Annotated in this window: 1 protein-coding gene; it reads left to right on the top strand. The window is 76.8% G+C overall.

What is annotated here, in order from left to right; genetic code table 11:
- Nucleotides 1–4518, top strand: a 4518-nt coding sequence (locus ABZW03_RS37775) for a type I polyketide synthase (RefSeq protein WP_355268944.1), incomplete at both ends; no start/stop codon positions are given.

The raw sequence follows: 4518 nt of genomic DNA on the forward strand, positions 1-4518 counted from the left end.
GACGTCGTGGCCTGCGACGTGGCCGACGCCGAGGCGCTCGCCGCCCTGCTGGCCGGGATCCCGGCCGAGCACCCGCTCACCGCCGTCGTGCACACGGCCGGGGTGTTGGACGACGGCGTGGCGGACGCGCTGACGCCCGAGCGGTTCGCGGACGTGCTGCGGCCCAAGCTCACGGCCGCGCGTCGGCTGCACGAGCTGACGGCGCACCTCGACCTGGACGCCTTCGTCCTCTTCTCCTCCTTCGCGGGCACGGTCGGCAACCCGGGGCAGGCCAACTACGCGGCCGCCAACGCCTACCTGGACGCCCTCGCCGAGCAGCGCCGGCATGCCGGCCTGCCGGCCACCGCCGTGGCCTGGGGCCACTGGGCCGGTGGTGGCCTGGCCGACTCGGCGACCCGGGACGCCCGGCTGCGCCGGGACGGGCTCGTCGCGATGGCGCCCGAGGCCGCCGTCGCGGCGATGGCCGCCGCGGCCGGCCGACCGGAGGCACTGGCCGTGGTCGCCGACGTCGACTGGGAGCGGTTCTCCCGCAGCTTCACCGCGACCCGCCCGAGCCCGCTGCTGGCCGAACTCCCCGAGGCGCGGCGGGCGGAGGACCGCTCCGACCGGCCCGCGGGCGGCGGCGAGCGGACCGCCCTCGCCGGTCAGCTGGCCGCTCTGCCGCCCGCCGAGCGCGAGCACCACCTGCTGACGCTGGTGCGCGGGCAGGTCGCCGGGGTGCTGGGCCACGCCTCGCCGGAGACCGTCGACGCCGGGCGGGCCTTCCGGGAGCTGGGCTTCGACTCGCTGACCGCCGTCGAGCTGCGCAACCGGCTGGCCGCCGCCACCGGGCTGAAGCTGCCCGCCACCCTGGTGTTCGACCACCCGACGCCGAGCGCGCTGGTGTCCCTGCTGCTGAGCCTGCTGGACCTCCCGACCGACGGCCGGGCCGTCGACCGGGCCGCCCCGGCTGCCGTCCCCCCGGCCGACGAGCCGATCGCGATCGTCGCGATGAGCTGCCGCTTTCCCGGCGGGGTGGGCAGCCCCGAGGAGCTGTGGGAACTGCTCGCGGGCGGCCGCGACGCGATGACCGGCTTCCCCGCCAACCGCGGCTGGGACCTGGACGCGCTCTACCACCCGGACCCGGACAACAAGGGCACCTGCTACGCCCGCGAGGGCGGATTCCTGCACGAGGCGGGCGAGTTCGACGCCGCGTTCTTCGGGATCTCGCCGCGCGAGGCGCTGGCGATGGACCCGCAGCAGCGGCTGCTGCTGGAGACGTCGTGGGAGCTGTTCGAGCGGGCGGGCATCGACCCGGCCTCGGTCAAGGGCAGCCAGGCGGGCGTGTTCGTCGGCACCAACGGCCAGGACTACGTGCCGCGTCTGCACGAGGGGCCGCAGGGTGTCGAGGGCTACCTGCTGACCGGCAGCGCCGCCGCCGTGGTCTGCGGCCGCATCGCGTACACCTTCGGGCTGGAGGGCCCGGCGGTGACCGTGGACACCGCCTGCTCGGCCTCGCTGGTGGCCCTGCACCTGGCGGCGCAGGCGCTGCGCAGCGGCGAGTGCTCGCTGGCCCTGGCCGGCGGGGCGACGGTGATGTCCCAGCCGGGCTCGTTCATCGAGTTCAGCCGCCAGCGCGGCCTGGCGGCGGACGGTCGCTGCAAGGCCTTCGCGGCGGGCGCGGACGGTACGGGCTGGGGCGAGGGCGTCGGCCTGCTGCTGCTGGAGCGCCTCTCGGACGCGGAGCGCAACGGGCACCGGGTGCTCGCGGTGGTGCGGGGCTCGGCCGTCAACCAGGACGGTGCGAGCAACGGGCTGACCGCCCCGAACGGCCCGTCGCAGCAGCGGGTGATCCGCCAGGCCCTGGCCGCCGCCCGGCTGTCGGCCGCCGAGGTGGACGCGGTGGAGGCGCACGGGACGGGGACCCGGCTGGGCGACCCCATCGAGGCGCAGGCGCTGCTCGCCACGTACGGGCGGGAGCGCGGCGACGGCGAGCCGCTCTGGCTGGGCTCGGTGAAGTCGAACCTGGGCCACACCCAGGCGGCGGCCGGCGTGGCCGGTGTGATCAAGATGGTGATGGCGATGCGCGAGGGTGTGCTGCCGCGAACCCTGCACGTGGACGAGCCGTCCCCGCACATCGACTGGTCGGAAGGCGCGGTCGAACTGCTCACCGAGGCCCGGCCCTGGCCGGAGACCGGTCGGCCGCGCCGCGCGGGTGTCTCCTCCTTCGGGATCGGCGGCACCAACGCGCACGTGATCCTGGAGTCCGCGCCGGTCGTCGTGGAGCAGCCGCCCGTCGTCGAGCAGCCGCCTGTCGGGACGCCGTCCGGCCCGGCCCGGCCCGTGCCGCTGGTGCTCTCCGGCCACTCGCCGCAGGCCCTGCGCGACCAGGCTCGGCGGCTGCGGACCTGGGTCTCCCGCGAGTCCGACCCGGACCTCGCCGCGCTGGCCGGAACCCTGGCCACCGGGCGCGCGGCGCTGGGCCACCGCGCCGTACTGGCGGCCTCCGACCTCGTGGAGCTGACCACCGGGCTGGAGGCGATCGCCGCACAGGAGCGCGCCCCCGGGCTGGTCACCGGGACCGCCCGCGACGACGGCCGGACGGCCTTCCTGTTCACCGGGCAGGGCAGCCAGCGGCTCGGCATGGGCCGGGAGCTGTACGAGGCCCACCCGGTCTTCGCGGACGCCTTCGACGCGGTCTGCGCCCGGGTCGAACTGCCCCTGCGGGAAGGGGTGTTCGGCGAGGACGCCGCCCTGCTGGACCGCACCGAGTACGCCCAGCCCGCGCTGTTCGCCGTCGAGGTCGCGCTGTTCCGGCTGTACGAGAGCTGGGGGGTGCGCCCGGACGTCCTGATGGGCCACTCGGTCGGCGAACTCGCCGCCGCCCACGCCGCCGGCGTCCTCTCGCTCGACGACGCCGCCACCCTGGTGGCCGCCCGGGCCCGCCTGATGCAGGCGCTGCCCGCCGGCGGCGCGATGCTCGCGGTGGAGGCCGCGGAGGACGAGGTCCTGCCGCTGCTGACCGCCCGGGTGAGCATCGCGGCGGTCAACGGCCCGACGTCGACGGTGGTTTCCGGGGCCGAAGCCGAAGTCCTGGCGATCGCCGCACAGTTCGAGGCACTCGGCTGCCGGACCAAGCGGCTGAATGTCTCGCACGCCTTCCACTCCCCGCTGATGGACGGCATGCTGGACGACTTCCGCCGCGTCGCCGAGGGCCTCACGTACGCGGCCCCGCGGATCGCGGTGGTGTCCAACGTGACCGGTGAGATCGCCACCGCCGAGGAGCTGTGCTCGCCGGAGTACTGGGTCCGGCACGTCCGCCAGGCCGTCCGCTTCGCCGACGGCATGCGGACCCTGGCGGCCCAGGGCGTCACCGCGTACCTCGAACTGGGCCCCGACGCCGTCCTCACCGCCATGGGCCGCGACTGCCTCACCGACGGCGGCGCCCTCATGGTGCCGGCGCTGCGACGGGACCGCGGCGAGGCCGGGGCGGCGCTCACCGCGCTCGCCGAACTCCACGTGCACGGGCACACCCCGGACTGGCCGGCCGTCCTCGGCGCCCCGCCCGCCCGCCGGATCGACCTGCCCACCTACGCCTTCCAGCACGACTGGTACTGGCTCGACACCGACCCGGCGACCGCGCCTGCCGCCACGGTCCCCGCCCGCACGGTCGACGAGGACGGCCGCGAGGCCGGGTTCTGGGCCGCCGTCGAGGACGGCGACCTGGCGGCCCTGGCGCGGACCCTGCGCCTGCCCGACCCGGGACCGCTCGGCGAGATCCTGCCGGAGCTGTCCTCCTGGCGGCGACGCAGCCAGGAGCTGTCCGCCGTCGACGGCTGGTACCACCGCTTCACCTGGCAGCCGCTGCCCGAGCCCGATCCGGCCGCCCTGACGGGCAGTTGGGTGGTCGCCGTCCCCGAGCGGCAGGCCGGGGACGCCCTCGTCACCGGGGTCGTCGAGGCCCTGGCCGAGGCCGGCGCCGAGGTGCTCACCCTGGAACTGGACGCCGGGGACGCCGACCGCGCCGTCCTCGCCAAGCGCTTGGTCGGACTCCTCGCGGACGGAACCGAGGTGACCGGCGTGCTCTCGCTCGCCGCCCTCGAGGAGCGCCCCCACCCGGATCAGGAGGAGCTCTCCACCGGCCTGGCCCTCACCCTCGCCCTGACCCAGGCGCTCGGCGACGCGCAGATCACCGCCCCGCTGTGGGCGGCGACCCGCGGCGCGGTCGCCGTCGCCGCCGGCGACCGGCCGGACAGCCCCGAACAGGCCCAGGTCTGGGGCTTCGGGCGGGTCGCCGCGCTGGAGCACCCGCTGCGCTGGGGCGGACTGGTCGACCTGCCGTCCACCCCGCCGGACCGTCGCACCCGGGCCCGCCTCCTCGCCGTCCTGGCCGGCCGCACGGGCGAGGACCAGGTGGCGCTGCGCCCCGGCGGGCTCTACGGGCGCCGCCTGGTGCCCGTCCGCCCGACCGACGCGCTGGGCGCGCCGCAGGGCGGGTCGTGGGCCGCCGGCGCCACCGTGCTGGTCACCGGCGGCACC

Source organism: Kitasatospora sp. NPDC004799 (assembly GCF_040609095.1).
Taxonomy (GTDB): domain Bacteria; phylum Actinomycetota; class Actinomycetes; order Streptomycetales; family Streptomycetaceae; genus Kitasatospora.